Genomic DNA, 16,187 nt, shown 5'->3' with positions numbered 1-16,187 from the left:
ATGCCACCATGACTAGAGCACAGTCCACCATCGTACGTCATGGACCGCGGTTTTCCTTAACAGGCTTAAGGTGAGGCGCCCGCAGTGTGACGAGCGCAACTCGAATTAGAGCTTCGGGAAGCGTTCGTCGTTGTCGCCCTCCGCCTCAGCCGGCGCATCGTTGACCGTGCCAGCCTGCTCAGCAGTTCGCACGATAGCCATCGTGTCGAAGGTAATCACGGTGCCGTCCTTAACGCGCAAATCAACCTGCTGCTTACCGGCTTCTACCACGGTGCCGTGCAGGCCGCCGGCGGTAATCACCTCTTGGCCAGGCTTCAAGGAGGATTGCAATTCCTGCATCTGTGCCTGGCGCTTGCGCTGCGCGCGCATTGACATAAAGCTCGGCAAAATAACGAGAATTGCGAGTACGAGGAGTAGAAGAATCTGGGTTCCGTTCATAAGTGGTCAGTGTGCCAGACCTCCCCGTCTCTGGGCCAATTAGAAGAGGGTCCCGCCCACCGTTCCCTCGGGCGCCTCAAGGCCTAGGTGGTGCCATGCCGCCGCAGTCGCGACACGGCCTCTGCCCGTTCGCGAGATCATCCCCGCGCGCACGAGGTACGGCTCGCACACCTCCTCCACTGTCGACGGCTCCTCGCCCACCGCGATGGCCAGAGTATTGACTCCCACGGGGCCACCACCGTGCCCTTTAATGAGAGCCTCGAGTACCGCACGGTCAAGGCGGTCCAGCCCACGTTCGTCCACATCAAAAACCCGCAGCGCTGCTTGTGCTGCGCCAACATTGATGTGACCATCCCCATTGACCTCGGCGTAGTCACGGACGCGGCGCAGGAGGCGGTTGGCAATACGCGGAGTTCCGCGCGACCGAGATCCAATCTCCACCGCAGCATCTTGGTCAATGTCAACCTCCAAGATTCGCGCTGCGCGGGTGATGACCTGGGTGAGGTCCTCGGTATCGTAGTACTCCATTTGCGCGGTGAAGCCGAAGCGATCACGCAACGGCCCGGTCAGCATTCCGGCGCGAGTAGTCGCCCCCACCAGGGTAAAAGGCGGAATTTCCAACGGGATAGAGGTAGCCCCTGGGCCCTTGCCCACGATGACGTCAATACGGAAATCCTCCATCGCCATGTAGAGCATTTCTTCAGCCGGGCGGGCGATGCGGTGAATCTCGTCGATGAAGAGCACATCGCCCTCCATCAAATTCGACAACATCGCTGCCAGGTCACCTGCTCGCTCCAGAGCAGGCCCCGAGGTCATACGAAGCGAGCTTCCCAGCTCTTGGGCGATGATCATCGCCATCGTCGTCTTGCCCAGTCCGGGAGGGCCGGATAGCAACACGTGATCTGGCGTTACGCCGCGATTTTTCGCTCCATTAAGCACAAGGGATAGCTGCTCGCGCACCTTAGGCTGGCCAATGAACTCGCCGAGCGACTTCGGACGCAACGAGCGCTCAATATCGTGCTCGCCCTGTTGCTCGGTGGCATCCATATCCTGGTTGCGCTGGAGTGGAGAGTTAAGCTCCACCCCGTCCGGCAGTGAGAATTCTGTGCGTTCTACGTCTGACATGTCACCCACTCTCCCCTATTTCTTGGACCCCAGCTTGCTGAGTGCTGCGCGCAGCACCACTGGTGTCGCCGCCTCAGGTTTTTCAGCCACAACTGATTCCACCACGGGGCGGGCCATTTTGTCCGTAAAGCCCAACCCGACGAGCGCCTCAACAACATCCTCAACAACCGGTCCGGACGCGGTCTGCGCAGCAACCGAAGAATCGCCGCCATCCACAGAAGCAAAAGCTTGAACCTTGTCCTTGAGCTCAAGAATCAATCGTTGTGCAACTCGTTTGCCCACACCCGGAATCTTTTGCAGGCGTGCTGTCTCCTCCCCCGCAATCGCCTGAGCTAAATCGCCGGCGCTCATCACCGACAGGGCGGCCAAGGCCAGTTTTGGCCCCAACCCAGAGACCGTCTGGAGCACGTGGAACATGTCGCGGTCCTCGTGGCTCGTGAAGCCATACAGCGTCATCGAGTCTTCCTTCACCACGAGCGTAGTCATAACCCTGGCCTCTTCACCGCGCTGGAGCGTCCCCAACGTGGCCGGGGTGGCAAGGACCTTATAGCCCACGCCGGCACATTCGAGCACGGCGTGATCAAGCTGGATGTCGAGGATTGTTCCGCGCAGAGATGCAATCATTAAATAAAAATTCCTTGGTTCGAAGGGTTATGCCAGTTAGCTTAAGAGGTTGACTTTGCCGCGCGAGAGACAGACGCGGTACGCGGTGAAGAACCCCGTACCCCGCTTGTTCGTGCGCCCGCCCCTATGCCGGCGCTCGTGTCACCGCCACTCATCCATGCCAGCGCTGGAGCACGCCAGCAGTGACAGACCGCAAGGGCCAAAGCATCCGCCGCATCAGCCGGCTTGGGGGCCTCACTCAGCCCCAAGATACGGGTAATCATGGCTGTCATCTGTTTCTTGTCAGCGCGCCCATTTCCTGAAATCGCCTTCTTCACCTCGGAGGGCGTGTACATGTGCACAGGAATATCGCGCTCTGCTGCCGCGAGCACCAAGACTCCGACGGCATGAGCGGTCTGCATGACGGTTGACACTTGGCCGCGTTCGAATACGCGCTCGAGCGCCACGACATGCGGCTGGTAGTCATCCATCCATTCCCTCACCGCCACAGATAGCCGCTTCAGGCGTTCCCCCAACTCTTTGTCACTGGGGGTGCGCACGACACCTACTGCGATGGGAATAACCGCGCGCCCACGTCCTGCTTGGACAACGGACAGGCCGCAGCGCGTCAATCCAGGATCAATACCCATGACGCGCAGCCCTTCCAAATTCACGGCCGCCTCCTCGCCCTACTGATGAACTCACTTGCCTGGGGCATAGTGTACACACATGTGTTCTAGCGCAATCAGCGCCCTGCGAACGATGCCTGCCAAATCAGTCAGGCCCATCCCATCTGTTTCCTCTTCATCACCGCGGGTAGAGTGGCGCGCATGTCTCAACAACCAAATGACTATTCAGGCTTTATCCGATCCCGTCATTCCCCGCGGGCGTTCCTGCCGGATCCCATCCCCACTGATGTCATCGAGCAGGTGCTTATCGACGCCCAATCCGCGCCTTCCAATTCCAACACTCAACCGTGGAACGTACACCTCGTGGGCGGCGCTGCTTTGAAAGAATTAAGCGCCGCGCTGATCGCGGAGTTCGATAAGAACGGAATTAATCCAGACTTCACGATTGACTATGGTCAGGGAGTCCACCCGCAACGCTCGCAGCAGCTCGCCGCCAAGATGTACGGGCTGCTCAGCATTGCGCGCGAGGATAAAGAGGCGCGCACGGAGTTCATCCGCGAAAACCTTCGCTTCTTCGGAGCCCCGCACGCGGCGCTGCTTTTCATTCCACCGCTGGGTGATCGCATTCGCGCTGCCTTCGATCAAGGCACCTATGCTGAGAACTTTTTGCTCTCGCTGCAGGCACACGGCTACCACGGTGTCCCACAGGGCATGATTTCACTCCTCGCGCCCACGGTCCGTGAATTCCTCGGGGTGGACGAGGAGTACAAGCTCGTCACCGCCCTCACCTTCGGCGTGGCCGATGAATCCAGCCCTGTGTTCAAGACTGCCCCGGGGCGCGCGCCGTTATCAGAGACGGTGACGGTACATGGCCTGGAAGGCCTTAAGCTCAGCTAGAAGCCCTTAGTCCTCGTCGAGCTCGGCGAGAACCTCATCGCTGAGGTCCATGTTGGTGTAGACGTTCTGGACATCGTCCGAATCCTCAAGCGCATCGATGAGGCGGAAGATCTTGCGGGCATCATTTGCCTGCAGCGGAACCTCAACGGACGCGCGGAAATCGGTGTCGGTGTCATCAACTTCGATGTCAGCAGCAACAAGGGCCTCGCGCACGGCCGGAACATCACCCGGTGCACAGGTGATCTCGAACTTCTCGCCGTTGTCGTTGACCTCCTCGGCGCCAGCTTCCAGCACAGCGAGCAGGATGTCATCTTCGCTAAGCTCACCCTTCTCCACCATGACCAAGCCGGTGCGGGAGAACATGTACGCGACGGAACCGGACTCGCCGAGGTTGCCGCCGTTCTTGGACATCGCGGTACGAACGTCGGTGGCTGCGCGGTTGCGGTTATCCGTCAGGCACTCGATGAGCATGGCCACACCGTTGGGGCCGTAGCCCTCGTACATGATGGTCTCCCAATCTGCGCCGCCGGCCTCTTCGCCGGAACCGCGCTTGCGGGCACGCTCAATGTTGTCGTTCGGAACGGAGGCCTTCTTGGCCTTCTTAATCATGTCATCGAGGGTGGGATTCGCCGCCGGGTCGCCGCCGCCTGTGCGGGCCGCCACCTCGATATTCTTAATCAGCTTGGCAAATTCCTTGCCGCGCTTGGCATCGTTGGCAGCCTTCTTGTGCTTAGTCGTTGCCCATTTGGAGTGGCCTGACATGTCATCCCTTTCGATATGGCTGTGCAATAAATTGCTAGAAACTGGTGCAATTATACGGCCTCACGCCACGTACCTCCGCACAGGGGTACGCGTGGAAGCCTCATTCCTAACTGTCGGTTCGCTGTAGCATCACACATTTTGCCAATTGCCGTTGGCGCTGGTGCCTTCACTTTCAGGATGCATGGTCCGCGTCAGCCCCTCCTGCATGGCCACCGCCAGTAGCTCCCCGCGTTGGTTGTATATCTTGCCCTGTGCAAGACCAGTCCCGGTCTGTGCTGAGGGACTCGACTGTGAGTACAACATCCATTCATCGACCCGGACCGGACGCAAGAACCACAATGAATGATCCAAGCTGGCTAGTTGGATCCTCTCCCCTTGGTGCGGGAGCAGCGCTGAGCGAATCAATGTCATGTCGGACATGTAGAGCAGCGCCGCTTGATGGAGGGACGGATCGGGGGCGTCGGCAAGCAAGGCACCCGTGTTACGGAACCAGATATTTCGAAACCCAGCGCCTGTGGTTTCCGCGGCGACGGCATCGCGGGATGCGTCGGGGACCAGCCTCACGTCCCAGTCTTCCCACTCCTTCAAGATGATCCGGGTGGAGTACGGGGATTCTGTAATGCTCTCCGGCGGCGGCACCTGCGGCATGCCTGCCTGATGTTCCGGGCCAACATCGCCTGACGCGTGGAAACCAGCGCTGAGCATGAAGATCATGCGGTCCTTTTGGTAGACGCGCACATGGCGATGCGCAAAAGAGCGGCCATCCCGTATCCGCTCCACGCGGATGGTTGTGGGCGCACTGGAGTCACCAGGCCCCACGAAGTAGCAGTGCATGGAGTGCGCCAACTTGTCATCAACGGTGAGCTGCGCCGCCCGAAGCGCTTGCGCCATGGTTTGTCCCCCAAAGGTGCGAGCGATGAGCGAGGGAACCGCGGGGGCGCGAAATTCGTCATCGCCAATCCGCTCGATGTCGACTGCTTGAGCCACCGATGCCATCTTTACTCCATTTCCATCGCCGTTATGGCGCCCGCCACACTCACTCCGACCATCCTACTCACGAGCTGATCTGCTCCTGGGAGTTGCGTACTATGTTCCGCATGAGTTCAACCACCCCGCACAGCGTGCACCGCGTGGCCGCCTACCTAGAAATGATCACGTGGGGTCTGCTGATCCTCTCCATGATCCTCAAGTACTCCGGCACCACCGAGGCGCTCACACCGATTGCAGGTGGCATCCACGGCTTCGGCTTCCTCTGCTTCCTGCTCATGACGGCCCTGGTGTGGATCAACAACCGCTGGCCGGTGGGGGTTGGAATCCTGGGCCTGGTAGTGACCGTCATCCCCTTCGCGGCGCTGCCCTTTGCGGTCTGGGTATCTCGGCGCGGACTCGTTGATGGGCCGTGGCGCTTTGCCGACGACGCACAGCCACACGGCTTCTTCGATTCGGTTTTGGCACAGGTCATCCGCCACCCGGTGCGCAGCGCGCTCATCGCGCTACTCGTCGTCGCCGTTGTGTTTAGCATCCTGCTCATGTTGGGACCACCCGTTGACGTAGAGTCCGCCATTGAAAATAATCGCTAAAACTCCAAGCATTTGGGCAGGCTGGGTCCTGGCGCGCCTTCTCCTCGTTTACATGCTCGTCAACGACACGGACCCGCTCGGAGACGTTCGGTATTACCTCGAGGGCGTCTTTGGCGATAATCCTCAAGACATGACGGAGTATCCGCAGGTCGGAACCTGGCCCAGCGTCCTGCTCGCGTGGCTTACTGGATACGACTTTGAGCGCTATGCCATCGGTTTTACAGCCATGGTGCTGCTTGCCGACGCCACCTTCCTCGCCCTCCTCCTGCGCCATCACCGCGACAACCCCGCAGCGTATAGCGCCGGATGGTTTTGGGTGTTTTTCGGCACCGCGGCAGGCCACGTTTTCGCGTGGCGGCTAGACCTCTATCCCGCCTTGCTCGTCGCCGGTGCGGGCGCACTTCTGGCCACCCGCCCCCGTCTTGCCTCGGCTTTGTTGGCCTGGGCCACCGCAGCCAAGCTGTGGCCCGGAGTCCTCGCTGCCGGGCTCGTCGGACGCGCAACCTCTCGTGGTACTTGGCAGCGGCTGTCCGCTTTTTTCGGAAGCCTCGCCGCCCTCTGCCTCAGTGTAGCTGCGATAGCCGGTGTGGATAGGTTGCTCTCTCCTCTGACGTATCAAGGTCAACGCGGCCTCCAGATTGAATCTCTAGCCGCCACCTGGTTCGTCTACCAAGCCCATCACCAGCCTGGGGTGTGGACGATGGAATACGCAACATCGAAAAGCTTTGAGATCTCCGGGCCTGGTGTCGATACGGCGATTACTGTGAGCACCATCGCGATGGGTGCCGCGCTCCTCTGGATCATTGCAGTAGCGCTCGCTCACTTTCTGCGCGGCGGCTGGAGCCCACGCTCCACACTTGTTTTCTTCATCGCGGCAATCCTGCTGCTTATGGCGACGAATAAGGTCTTTTCTCCGCAATATATCGTGTGGCTTGGGCCGATTCTTGCGGTGGCTCTCCGCTCCCCCGTCCCCGTGGAGTCTGCTTCCTACCGAAACAAGGCCGCTAATATCGCTGGGGTGCGCGCCATCATGGCGGTACTCGCCGTGGGAACAGCTGCCCTGGGAACCGTCATCTATCCCTATGGCTATGACTACATCTGGTTCTTTGTGGGCGAAAACCTCAACCCGGTGTACGCACTCGTGTTGCGCAACCTCCTTATCTTGGCGATGACCGCTTTTGCTCTGTACTGGTACTCCCTCGAGTCCCGCGTGGCGCGGGCTCAACAGTCCCAGGTGGATCACACCTCAATTTGACTCAGCTCGAAATACTCCGGCAGCTTCGCCGTGCCTCCCAAGCGCAGCAGCTTGACGGCCGGGCGCAGGCGCAGCGCGCGGGTATCGCTGACCGCCTCGTTGTAGAAGCGGTGAGCTAAGTGGATGCGCCCTTCGGCGTCGGCAAGCACGGCTGGGCGCGCTTCAAAGCGCTGCGCGATGGCCGCCGACAGCTCACGCTCCCGGGTGGCCCGTTCATCGAAACTCCCCTGTGCAAGCTCCGTCGCCTCTGCGCGCGCCGCAATGCCCTCGAGCTCGGGAGCTAGGGCGCTAACCACCGCCGCGCGGCGATCCAGCGTGGCCTCAAGCTGAGCCAGGGCTGCGTCGGTGCGGATATGGAGGGAGTTCAGTCGCTGCGCCGTATAGAGCGCCCACATCCCCAGGATGAGGAGGACGGCAAGAGCAATGACAACTTCAATCGGCATTTAAGACACCCGCACTTTCGTGCCATCCGCCACAGTCTCGTACACGCGCATGACGGCAGCGGCCACATGATCCCAATCGTATTCGCGGGCGCGCTCCACTCCTGCCTTGATCAAGGCCTGTCGCTTGTTCGTATCGTTCACTACATCCTGCAGCACGCGCGCCAAGTCCGTGGCGTCGCCGGTTCTGAACAAGGCACCTGCAGGTTCTTCCGAGTCGGCATTGCACACTGCAGCGAAGGCCTCCAAATCCGAAGCCACCACTGCACAGCCAGCTGCCATTGCCTCAACCAGGACGATGCCGAAGCTCTCGCCGCCGGTGTTGGGAGCCACGTAGATATCGGCGCGCCCCAAAATGGCTGCCTTCTCGGCATCGCTGACGCGCCCCACAAAGTCGACTCCCGGAACGCTCCGCGGATGACCGCCGCCCATGACTGTCACCCGCACCTTCTCTGGGAGCAGGGTGAGGGCCTCAAGAAGAATGTCCAGGCCCTTTCGCGGCTCATCGAGACGCCCCAAGAACACGATCTCAATCTCTGAATCATTCTCTTTATGCTCGGCACGAGCACGCTCGCGCGCATATACAGAGGTATCTACCCCATTGGGAATGAGCACGGGGTCACCACCCAACTGCTCTACCTGCCAGCGGCGAGCCATCTCTGAAACCGCAATGCCTCCCCGGATCTTTTCCAGGTAGGGGCGCAGGAAAGGTTTGGCCAGAGTCAACGCCACGGAGCTTGATGCCGAAGCATGGTACGTAGCCACGATAGGGCCACGTGCCGCTGCCAGCGCAGCCATGGAATAGCTCGGGGAATTCGGCTCGTGGATGTGTAGGATGTCGAAGTTCCCTTCGCGAATGAAGCGCTTGATGTTGCGGCGCACGTGCGGTCCGATAGACAGGCGAGCCACCGAGCCGTTATAGGTAATTGGCACGGCCCAGCCACCCTTGCGCACAAAGCGGGGCACCTGCGTGCTTGTCGACGCCGGCCCCAGCACCTCCACGTGGTGCCCCTGCTCAATGAAGACAGTGGCTAGGTCAAGGATGTGGGCCTGAACTCCGCCGGGTTCGTCGAAGGAATAGGGGCAGATAATACCTATGCGCATGGAGTGTGTTCTGCCTTTCTACTTCTTGTGGCGAGCAGCGCGCCGGCGCTCGACGTCCGCATTCCAGTGCGGTTGCAACATGTGCCAATCTTCGGGGTGCGCCCGGATGTTTTCTTCGAAGCCGTCCGCGAGGCGCTGGCACGTCTCCTGAAGAGTCGTGACCTCAACCTCGGGGCTGACGGAAAGCCCCCAGCCCTTGCCGTCGAACCACGAGTGCACGACGTGGAGAGCCGCCCCTGTTTCAATGGCGAGTTGGGCGGGGCCGGCGGCAACGTTGGCTTCTTCGCCCATGAAGTCTACGGGCACGCCGGTGCGCGTGAGATCACGCTCGGACAGCAAACACACAACCCCGCCCCGTTCCAAGGCATCCTTGAGGCGCGGATAAGGCGAAGAGCTGCCTCCTGTCAGCGGCAGAACAGTGAATCCGAGGCTCTCGCGGTAGTCCACGAAGGCATCGAAAAGCGCCTCCGGCTTTAAGCGCTCAGCCACCGTAGTAAAGCCGCCATAGTGGCCCACACAGAAGACGCCCGCCATGTCCCAGTTGCCTGAGTGCGGCAGCGCAAAAATCACGCCGCGCCCAGATGCCACCGACTCATCCGAGTACTCCTTGCCACGCAGGCCAGCCAGCAACCGCTTCTGCAGTTCAGGGTCCGAGTGGATGGCCGGCAAGCGGAAGGCCTCGAGCCAGTAGCGCATGTAGGAGCGCATCGAGTTCCGCACCAGCTCCCGCGTGACGTTTTCGGGCCCAACAACCCGGCTCAAGTTCTGGCGCAGCTGCTCCATGCCCTTGCCGTTGTCGCTAGCCCAGTCCGCGCCCCGCTCGAAGAGCCAAGCAGCGAGCGGCTGCGGGAGGAAGCGCACGACCTTCCAGCACGCGATGTAGGCGGCGGCGGTCAGCCGGTCACGATCCAGTAGAGCCACGGTTCAGGAGCCTTTCTGTGCGGGCCGGGGGCACGGTACCTTCCGGTGGGAGCGGGTGTTGAGCTATAGGTGCTTCAGTTCCTTCTTGAAACGCGCCTTGGTGTCCTGACGCCCCGCTTGGCGCATGCGTTGGTAAATGGTGAAGATAGACCCCACCGCCAGCAGCCACAGGGCGACTTCCAGCGCATAAGGCACGCCCAAACCTTCCAACCCCACGCCGCCGAGTCCTAGGATGAGGCGCTCTGGGCGCTCGACGAGTCCGCCAACCATCTTGAAACCAGAAGCCTCGCCGCGCGCCTTGACATAAGAGATGACCTGGGAACTAACCAGCACCACCATGCAGGCGGCGAAGTTGATGGGGTGAGCGTTATCGACGTACACCATCCAGTAAGCGATCGCCGCGAACAAGGCACCGTCGGTAATGCGGTCGCAGGAGGCGTCGAGAGTAGCACCGAAGTTGGATCCACCCGTGGTCAGGCGCGCCATCGTGCCGTCGAGCATGTCGAAGGCCGCGAAGAGACCCGACAACAGCGCGGCGGCAAAGAGGTGATCAAGTGGGATGAGGATGACTGATATGGCAATGGTGACGATCGTTCCCACAATGGTGACGATATTCGGGGTCAGGCCCATCTTGAGGAAGAGCTTGGCCACCGGGACCACAACCACGGCGGCGGGTTTGCGCCCGTGAACACTAAGCATGCGCTTCTCCTGAGATGATTCCTTCGGCGGCGAGCTCCGCCCATCCCTGAGCAAGAAGGGAACGGGTGTCTTTGAGGAGCTGCGGCAGCACTTTAACGCCATCCACAATAGTCATGAAGTTTGAATCTCCGCTCCACCGCGGAACGATGTGCATGTGCAGGTGCTGCCCCACCGATCCGCCCGAGGCCCGCCCCAGATTGAATCCAGCGTTGACGGCATCGGGGCCGGACACCTTCTTCAGGACCCGGATAGCGGCCTGCGCGAACTGGAAGAGCTCGTGGGACTCCTCCTCGGTGAGGTTTTCCAGCTCAGATTCCTGGCGGTATGGGATCACCATCATGTGGCCGGCGTTATAGGGATAAAGGTTGAGCACGCAATAGACCAGCTCACCGCGGGCAACGATGAGCCCGTCCTCGTCCGACATCTGTGGGATCTCCACGAACGGGTTACGGGCTTCCTTCGGCACGTCGCCGGCGCCGCCCTCACGTTTGATGTAGCTCATACGGTACGGCGCCCAGAGGCGCTCTAAGCGGTCGGGGGTTCCCAGGCCGGTATCGACGTACTCTCCCACTCTGTGTGTGCTCCCTTTCTCAGCTCTGTCTAGACGCACATGCCTCTAGACACGCTCGGCGATGGTTTCCTTGGTCGGTTGATCGTTGTTGCGCTCACGCACCCAAGCCTCGATGACGTTGACTGCAGCTTCCACGGGCACGCCGTTAACTTGCGTGCCGTCAAGGAAACGGAAGGACACGGCGTCTGCCTCAACGTCGCGCTCGCCCGCCAACAACATGAACGGGACCTTGCCGGTGGTGTGGTTGCGGATCTTCTTCTGCATGCGGTCGTCGGAAGTATCGACGTCAGCGCGCAGGCCGCGGGAGCGCAGCTCGGCGCATACCTTCTCGAGGTGCGGGGCGAAGGTATCCGCCACCGGGATGCCCACCACCTGGTGCGGGGCCAGCCATGCCGGGAAGGCGCCGGCGTAGTGCTCCAGCAGCACGCCGAAGAAGCGCTCAATGGAACCGAAGAGCGCGCGGTGAATCATGATCGGGCGTTGCTTGCTGCCATCCGACGCCGTGTACTCCAGCTCGAAGCGCTCCGGCAGGTTGAAGTCCAGCTGCACGGTAGACATCTGCCAGGTACGGCCAATGGCATCGCGAGCCTGGACAGAAATCTTCGGGCCGTAGAATGCCGCGCCCGCCGGGTCCGGAACCAGCTCAAGACCGGACTTCTCCGCCACGGACTGCAGAATAGCCGTCGAACGCTCCCAAATCTCATCAGAGCCAACGTACTTATTCGGATCCTTGGTGGACAGCTCCAGGTAGAAGTCGTCCAAGCCGTAGTCCTTGAGCAGAGAAATGATGAACTCCAGAACCTTGGTCAGTTCATCTTCGAGCTGCTCAGGGGTGCAGTAGATGTGGGAGTCATCCTGGGTGAAGCCACGGGCGCGAGTCAGACCATGAACAACGCCGGACTTTTCATAGCGGTACACCGTACCGAACTCGAAGAGGCGCAGCGGCAGCTCGCGGTAAGAGCGGCCACGAGAAGCGAAGATGAGGTTGTGCATCGGGCAGTTCATCGGCTTGGCGTAGTAGTCCTGCGGCTGCTTGGTGCAATTGCCGTCCTCATCCCACTCGCCATCGAGCTGCATCGGCGGGAACATGCCATCCGCGTAGAAGTCCAAGTGTCCAGACTTCTTGAACAGGTCACCCTTGGTCAGGTGCGGGGTGGACACGAAAGAGTAGCCATCAGCGATGTGGCGGCGGCGGGAGTGCTCTTCCATCTCCATGCGCACGGTAGCGCCATTGGGGTGGAATACCGGGAAACCGGAACCGATCTCATCCGGGAAGGAGAACAGGTCCAGCTCGGCACCCAAGCGGCGGTGGTCGCGCTTTTCTGCCTCTTCCACCATGGTCTTGTAGGACTCAAGTGCTTCCTTGGATTCGAAGGCAGTGCCATAAATGCGCTGCAGGCCAGCCTTGGACTGGTCACCGCGCCAGTAAGCAGCAGAGGAACGCGTCAGGGCAAAAGCTGGAATGTACTTGGTGGTCGGAACGTGCGGGCCACGGCACAGATCAAACCACTCCACCTCGCCGGTGCGCGGGTTGACGTTGTCATAGTGGGTCAGATCGCCGGCACCAACCTCGGCAGCCTCATCGGAATCAGGGTCCACGTTGCCCTTGTCCTGGACCAGCTCGAGCTTAAACGGCTCGGCAGCAAGCGCCTGCTCCGCTTCCTCCGGGGAGGGGTAGACGTGGCGCTCGAAGCGCTGGCCACCCTTGATGATCTTCTTCATGCGCTTCTCAATGGCCTTGAGGTCCTCCGGAGTGAAGGGCTCTGCGGTCTGGAAGTCGAAGTAGAAGCCGTTCTCGATGGCCGGGCCAATGCCCAGCTTGGTGCCGGGGAACTCCGCCTGCACGGCCTGGGCCATGACGTGCCCACAGGAGTGGCGAATAACGGCGCGGCCGTCTTCCTCGCAGGCAGCAACCGGAGTGAACTCGGCGTCAGTGTCCGGCGTGTGGGAAAGGTCGTAGAGAGTACCGTCGGCGCCGCGGACGACGACTACTGCTTCGGGGCCCTTGTTGGGCAGCTCATGCTCGCGCATCGCTGCTCCCACGGCAGTACCGGCCGGGACCGTGATCGGCTCGTAGTTCACCGGGACTGCTGGAATCATTTCCGCCATGACTTGTTGCGCTCCTTTGCGCTCACGCGCCGCTCGACATACCTGGCCGAGCAGCGCTCAACGAGAAAGTTACAGCGGCTTAGTCTACCCCTCTTAACTGCGGATGAGCGATTCGCCCCAAAAGGTTTCGCCCTCAGTTCCGGCAGGCATGTAGTACACGGCCGAGCCGATGTGGGTAATCCACTCGTTGAGGCGATCCGCTTTGTCGAGGCGCGCCTGGATGGGCTCGAACTGGGCCGTAGGATCCTTCTGGTAGCAAATGAAGATCAATCCAGCGTTGCTGAGTTCACCGCGCTTGGTGGTCTCCGGGGAAGGCGGAAGGTTGTAGTTATACGGACGGCGCAGCAGCTTCTGATGAGGTGAGTCGACCGGAGGATGTGCCCGGGCGACATGCGAGTTTTCATCAATAGCCTTGAGGCCAAACTCGTTTCGCGCGTCCAGGTCAACCTCGTCGAACTCGTCCTTGCCACCTAGAGGTGCGCCGGTATCGAGCGCTCGACCTGTAGCGTTTTCACGTGCAGCACGATCAAGTTGCTCCCACGTATCGAGGTTCATGTGGATGCGGCGAACCACCATGGCGCTGCCGCCGGCAAAGGGGCCGTCCTCGATCCACACTTGCTCATTGAAATCTTCATCGCTTCGCGGGTTGACCGTGCCGTCTTTTTGCCCAAAAAGGTTGCGCGCGGTTGTTCCCTTCGGTGCGGAACCATAAGCGTGGCTAAACCCCTGTTGAATCCACGCGACGTCGGCGTAGTCTTTACCGGCACGAGTCATATGCCGCAGTACATAGGCCGCGGTGAAGGCATCATCACTGCAGATCTGTAGGACGATATCGGTCTGTCCCCATTCAGGGCGCAAATCATCGTGTTCAAAGTCCTGGATATCTCGCAGCCAGCTGGGCTTGGCGACGCCCACCGTGTCAAAGAATCCTTCTCCCCAACCGCACGTGACGGTGAGGTTTGCCGGGGTGGTAGACAATTCAGGCTCGAGGCTACCCAGCGGGTTCTCGCCGGTGCACAGGCGGCGAGCGTCCTCCGTCCACAGACGCATGAGTGCGGCCGCGCCGCGTGCGGTGGTCTCCTTCTTCAGGTTGAAACCGACCAATTCCACGTGCGCCTGGACCGGGGTTTGGATGCCTGCTTGATGCTTGCCATCGAAAGCGACGATATCGCCACCCATGGTTTCCTCGCGGCGCTCCGGCCCGGTGCTTCCGGCATCACCGGCCTGCGCTGCTTGGGAAGCGTCTGCAGACTCCGCCGAAGACTGCCCTGACTCCTCCCCCTTCGCGCAACCGGCGAGCGCTACCGCGCTTGCAGCCACAGCACTTCCGGCGAGCAATCCACGCCGGCTGACAGGTTCCTCGAACCCGCTCATCGTTGATGTCTCCCTATCTCGTGAGAACCGATAACTTGCCTACCTTGGCCCAGAGAACGCTTTTCTAGTGAGCGTGCTCTTCCGTCTTCATGCCCGACATGTCTGCGGACTCTGAGTGGTCCATGTGATCACCATGCTTCATGTCGCCATGGTCCATATCGTCGCCGTGATCCATGCCGCCCATATCGCCATAGTTCTCGTCGCCTGCGCCGATGGAACGCACGGGGATGTCGCCCAGGTCGACCGTTGAGCCGTCGCTAAGCTCCAGCGTCAGTGTGGCGGTCTCGCCAGCCATAACGGGCTCTGTAACTCCCATCAGCATGAAGTGGAAGCTACCCGGTGCGAGCTCAACGGATTCGCCAGCGGGCAGATCAAATCCACCTTCTTTTTCCTGCATGACGCCATCGACGACCTCATGGATCTCGTAGTGCTCCGCCTTCACCGAAGAGGTAAAGCCAACCACGTTGATGTCCTTGTCCGTGTGGTTGTGGAGTGTGCCGAAGATCGCGGTCATATCCGAGTCCTTCTCCATGGCACGCACGACAGCATCCTCGAAGGTCACACCGGACTCAGCGGAGGAAGAAGCCGAGTCACTGGTCGCAGCTTCCTTGTCCTTCTCAGCGCCATTCTCAGCGCTGGCTGCAGCGCTCGATGGGGCTGCGGTGGAATCTTCCTCGCTCGTCGAGCAGCTTGCCAGTGCAAGGCTGGCAGCAGCAACGGCAACCACGGAAGCGCGGAGGAAAATACGGGAATTCAGCATGTGACATGCCTTTCTGCAGTAACAGTAGTTAAGGAAAATGCGGATTGACTCTCACATCATCAAAAGCCGTGTGATGCTTAGCCTTCTGGGTCTTCTCCACCAGAGCGGCGGGTCTTTGCTCCGAAGGCGAAAAGGGCTGCGCCAACGACGAGAACTGCTCCTACACCAATGATCCATTTGGCCGCGGTAGGCAAGGAACTCAGGGGATCCTGAGACCCTTCTGCATCGTCGCTTTCCTTGGCACCATCGGCAGAAGCATCTGCAGTCTTATCTCCCCCAGCCCCGGAGGCCACGCTAAATGGCACGGAACCGAGTGTGGAGTGCCCATCGGAGGACGTAATGCGGAAACCTACTTGGTAGTCACCATCACCAGGCTCGACGTCCTGGGGGACTTCGACGGTGAGGTTTCGGCCGTCAATGGTCGGGGTTGCGTCAAAGAGCACGTCGCCGCTTGTCTTATCACTCACGGCGAAGGTGTTGAAGTTGTCCTTTGGGATGCCAGAGAATTCCAGCGTGATTTCGCGGGGAAATTCCTCCAGCGGCACATCACTCACAACGTTGCCGCCTATGACTGAGTCATGCGCCGCCGCTAGTGGCGCGGACAGCCCGACCGCGAGGCAGGCTGCCCCGGCAGCAATCCCTGTGGTGACCTGACGCAGCTGCATGTCCAGAACAACTCCTTGATGGTCTGATGAAACTTTTGGTTGAAGGTTCCCTCATCCTATCGCCGGGAGGGATCCTCGAGCCAATCCTTACCCCGCACGGATTGTGCGAGGTTACCAAGTAGTCGTTGCACGCGACGGAAAAGTTCCCTGGACCGCCCCTAGCCATACACCCCGGCAAACAAGAAAAACGAAAAGTGCCCCTCCATAGTGGAGGGGCACTCGACGTGGAGCGGATGACGAGACTCGAACTCGCGA

18 protein-coding genes are annotated in these 16,187 nt (G+C 60.5%); 3 read left to right on the top strand and 15 right to left on the bottom strand.

What is annotated here, in order from left to right; all coding sequences use genetic code 11:
- Positions 1-105: 105 nt before the first annotated feature.
- The 4 genes from yajC to ruvC are packed head-to-tail and all read right to left on the bottom strand — an operon-like array spanning position 106 to position 2,840.
- Complete coding sequence (gene yajC / locus HMPREF2604_RS03495; protein WP_070562995.1) at positions 106-438, bottom strand: preprotein translocase subunit YajC; 333 nt, start codon at positions 436-438, stop codon at positions 106-108.
- 39 nt (positions 439-477) lie between these two features.
- On the bottom strand, positions 478-1,563 hold the full coding sequence (gene ruvB, locus HMPREF2604_RS03490; protein WP_070522109.1) for a Holliday junction branch migration DNA helicase RuvB: 1,086 nt from the start codon (positions 1,561-1,563) through the stop codon (positions 478-480).
- A 15-nt stretch (positions 1,564-1,578) separates the two neighbouring features.
- Positions 1,579-2,187 carry a Holliday junction branch migration protein RuvA gene (gene ruvA, locus HMPREF2604_RS03485; protein ID WP_070563251.1) on the bottom strand — a complete coding sequence of 203 codons (609 nt, stop codon included), beginning with the start codon at positions 2,185-2,187 and terminating at the stop codon, positions 1,579-1,581.
- Between the two features lie 41 nt (positions 2,188-2,228).
- On the bottom strand, positions 2,229-2,840 hold the full coding sequence (ruvC, locus tag HMPREF2604_RS03480) for a crossover junction endodeoxyribonuclease RuvC (RefSeq protein WP_070562988.1): 612 nt from the start codon (positions 2,838-2,840) through the stop codon (positions 2,229-2,231).
- A gap of 156 nt (positions 2,841-2,996) precedes the next feature.
- Here ruvC and HMPREF2604_RS03475 point away from each other — a divergent pair, with 156 nt between their 5' ends.
- Positions 2,997-3,692, top strand: coding sequence for a nitroreductase (locus HMPREF2604_RS03475; protein ID WP_083299160.1), 696 nt, complete (start codon positions 2,997-2,999; stop codon positions 3,690-3,692).
- A gap of 6 nt (positions 3,693-3,698) precedes the next feature.
- Here HMPREF2604_RS03475 and HMPREF2604_RS03470 read toward each other — a convergent pair whose 3' ends face one another.
- On the bottom strand, positions 3,699-4,454 hold the full coding sequence (locus HMPREF2604_RS03470) for a YebC/PmpR family DNA-binding transcriptional regulator (protein ID WP_070529978.1): 756 nt from the start codon (positions 4,452-4,454) through the stop codon (positions 3,699-3,701).
- Between the two features lie 129 nt (positions 4,455-4,583).
- A complete protein-coding gene (locus tag HMPREF2604_RS03465) occupies positions 4,584-5,450 on the bottom strand; it encodes an acyl-CoA thioesterase (RefSeq protein WP_070563248.1) in 867 nt (288 codons plus the stop codon).
- Between the two features lie 101 nt (positions 5,451-5,551).
- Between HMPREF2604_RS03465 and HMPREF2604_RS03460 the strand changes: the two genes are divergently transcribed.
- A complete protein-coding gene (locus HMPREF2604_RS03460) occupies positions 5,552-6,034 on the top strand; it encodes a DUF3817 domain-containing protein (protein ID WP_070563344.1) in 483 nt (160 codons plus the stop codon).
- Between the two features lie 52 nt (positions 6,035-6,086).
- Positions 6,087-7,289 carry a diguanylate cyclase family protein gene (locus tag HMPREF2604_RS03455; protein ID WP_083299159.1) on the top strand — a complete coding sequence of 401 codons (1,203 nt, stop codon included), beginning with the start codon at positions 6,087-6,089 and terminating at the stop codon, positions 7,287-7,289.
- On the opposite strand, the gene HMPREF2604_RS03450 is transcribed toward HMPREF2604_RS03455, so the two are convergent.
- The 9 genes from HMPREF2604_RS03450 to HMPREF2604_RS03410 form a co-directional block, all read right to left on the bottom strand.
- On the bottom strand, positions 7,274-7,732 hold the full coding sequence (locus HMPREF2604_RS03450; protein WP_070563239.1) for a LemA family protein: 459 nt from the start codon (positions 7,730-7,732) through the stop codon (positions 7,274-7,276). The genes HMPREF2604_RS03455 and HMPREF2604_RS03450 overlap by 16 nt on opposite strands.
- Positions 7,733-8,833: a glycosyltransferase family 4 protein gene (locus HMPREF2604_RS03445; protein WP_070563237.1), complete on the bottom strand. Its 1,101-nt coding sequence runs from the start codon at positions 8,831-8,833 to the stop codon at positions 7,733-7,735.
- Positions 8,834-8,851: 18 nt separating this feature from the next.
- On the bottom strand, positions 8,852-9,754 hold the full coding sequence (locus tag HMPREF2604_RS03440; protein WP_070563234.1) for a phosphatidylinositol mannoside acyltransferase: 903 nt from the start codon (positions 9,752-9,754) through the stop codon (positions 8,852-8,854).
- A 63-nt stretch (positions 9,755-9,817) separates the two neighbouring features.
- A complete protein-coding gene (gene pgsA / locus HMPREF2604_RS03435) occupies positions 9,818-10,453 on the bottom strand; it encodes a phosphatidylinositol phosphate synthase (protein ID WP_070529965.1) in 636 nt (211 codons plus the stop codon).
- A complete protein-coding gene (locus HMPREF2604_RS03430) occupies positions 10,446-11,024 on the bottom strand; it encodes an ATP adenylyltransferase (RefSeq protein ID WP_070563231.1) in 579 nt (192 codons plus the stop codon). The genes pgsA and HMPREF2604_RS03430 overlap by 8 nt, the downstream gene beginning before the upstream one ends.
- A 45-nt stretch (positions 11,025-11,069) precedes the next feature.
- Positions 11,070-13,133, bottom strand: a complete 2,064-nt coding sequence (thrS, locus tag HMPREF2604_RS03425) for a threonine--tRNA ligase (RefSeq protein ID WP_070563228.1) — start codon at positions 13,131-13,133, stop codon at positions 11,070-11,072.
- A 93-nt stretch (positions 13,134-13,226) separates the two neighbouring features.
- On the bottom strand, positions 13,227-14,507 hold the full coding sequence (locus HMPREF2604_RS03420) for a Dyp-type peroxidase (protein WP_070529961.1): 1,281 nt from the start codon (positions 14,505-14,507) through the stop codon (positions 13,227-13,229).
- Between the two features lie 64 nt (positions 14,508-14,571).
- Positions 14,572-15,267 (bottom strand): copper chaperone PCu(A)C, encoded by a 696-nt coding sequence (locus HMPREF2604_RS03415; RefSeq protein ID WP_070522073.1) that lies wholly within the window; start codon positions 15,265-15,267, stop codon positions 14,572-14,574.
- 77 nt (positions 15,268-15,344) lie between these two features.
- Positions 15,345-15,932 carry a copper resistance CopC family protein gene (locus HMPREF2604_RS03410; protein WP_070563226.1) on the bottom strand — a complete coding sequence of 196 codons (588 nt, stop codon included), beginning with the start codon at positions 15,930-15,932 and terminating at the stop codon, positions 15,345-15,347.
- Positions 15,933-16,187: the final 255 nt, after the last annotated feature.

It is taken from the genome of Corynebacterium sp. HMSC055A01, from assembly GCF_001809405.1.
Lineage (GTDB): Bacteria > Actinomycetota > Actinomycetes > Mycobacteriales > Mycobacteriaceae > Corynebacterium > Corynebacterium hesseae.
This window is presented reverse-complemented; position numbering and strand designations above follow the sequence as displayed.

Bases quoted from the DNA above. Each gene is read 5' to 3' on its own strand.
- HMPREF2604_RS03420 (WP_070529961.1), bottom strand. From the start codon at position 14,507: ATGAGCGGGTTCGAGGAACCTGTCAGCCGGCGTGGATTGCTCGCCGGA.
- HMPREF2604_RS03465 (WP_070563248.1), bottom strand. From the start codon at position 5,450: ATGGCATCGGTGGCTCAAGCAGTCGACATCGAGCGGATTGGCGATGAC.
- HMPREF2604_RS03450 (WP_070563239.1), bottom strand. From the start codon at position 7,732: ATGCCGATTGAAGTTGTCATTGCTCTTGCCGTCCTCCTCATCCTGGGG.
- HMPREF2604_RS03410 (WP_070563226.1), bottom strand. From the start codon at position 15,932: ATGCAGCTGCGTCAGGTCACCACAGGGATTGCTGCCGGGGCAGCCTGC.
- pgsA (WP_070529965.1), bottom strand. From the start codon at position 10,453: ATGCTTAGTGTTCACGGGCGCAAACCCGCCGCCGTGGTTGTGGTCCCG.
- HMPREF2604_RS03475 (WP_083299160.1), top strand. From the start codon at position 2,997: ATGTCTCAACAACCAAATGACTATTCAGGCTTTATCCGATCCCGTCAT.
- HMPREF2604_RS03470 (WP_070529978.1), bottom strand. From the start codon at position 4,454: ATGTCAGGCCACTCCAAATGGGCAACGACTAAGCACAAGAAGGCTGCC.
- thrS (WP_070563228.1), bottom strand. From the start codon at position 13,133: ATGGCGGAAATGATTCCAGCAGTCCCGGTGAACTACGAGCCGATCACG.
- HMPREF2604_RS03415 (WP_070522073.1), bottom strand. From the start codon at position 15,267: ATGCTGAATTCCCGTATTTTCCTCCGCGCTTCCGTGGTTGCCGTTGCT.
- HMPREF2604_RS03455 (WP_083299159.1), top strand. From the start codon at position 6,087: ATGCTCGTCAACGACACGGACCCGCTCGGAGACGTTCGGTATTACCTC.
- ruvA (WP_070563251.1), bottom strand. From the start codon at position 2,187: ATGATTGCATCTCTGCGCGGAACAATCCTCGACATCCAGCTTGATCAC.
- HMPREF2604_RS03445 (WP_070563237.1), bottom strand. From the start codon at position 8,833: ATGCGCATAGGTATTATCTGCCCCTATTCCTTCGACGAACCCGGCGGA.
- ruvB (WP_070522109.1), bottom strand. From the start codon at position 1,563: ATGTCAGACGTAGAACGCACAGAATTCTCACTGCCGGACGGGGTGGAG.
- yajC (WP_070562995.1), bottom strand. From the start codon at position 438: ATGAACGGAACCCAGATTCTTCTACTCCTCGTACTCGCAATTCTCGTT.
- HMPREF2604_RS03460 (WP_070563344.1), top strand. From the start codon at position 5,552: ATGAGTTCAACCACCCCGCACAGCGTGCACCGCGTGGCCGCCTACCTA.